Genomic DNA, 325 nt, shown 5'->3' with positions numbered 1-325 from the left:
TAAGAGCGGGTGATGAGAATCGAACTCACGACATCAGCTTGGAAGGCTGAGGTTTTACCACTAAACTACACCCGCATGGTAATATTTTGTGAACATTGTAAGAAAAACGCACTAACTTGTCTCTTCCTCTTCAAGTATCTCTTAGAAGCAAATGCGTCGAGACAACTCGAAGCTTATTCAGCAGATGTTTTGCTCGTGGCTGAGGTTTTACCACTAAACTACACCCGCATATTATATTAACTAAAAAGATACATGGCGCGCCCTGAGAGATTCGAACTCCCGACCTTTTGATTCGTAGTCAAACACTCTATCCAGCTGAGCTAAG

Annotated in this window: 1 tRNA gene; it reads right to left on the bottom strand. The window is 42.8% G+C overall.

Annotation, left to right across the window (positions count from 1 at the left end):
* Positions 1-4: 4 nt before the first annotated feature.
* Positions 5-75, bottom strand: a tRNA-Gly gene (locus SAY88_RS24830).
* Positions 76-325: the final 250 nt, after the last annotated feature.

The organism is Halalkalibacter flavus, assembly GCF_036663575.1.
In the GTDB taxonomy this organism is placed as follows: domain Bacteria; phylum Bacillota; class Bacilli; order Bacillales; family Bacillaceae_D; genus Halalkalibacter; species Halalkalibacter flavus.
Note: the sequence above shows the minus strand (reverse complement) of the source record. Positions and strands in the feature narration are given on the sequence as shown.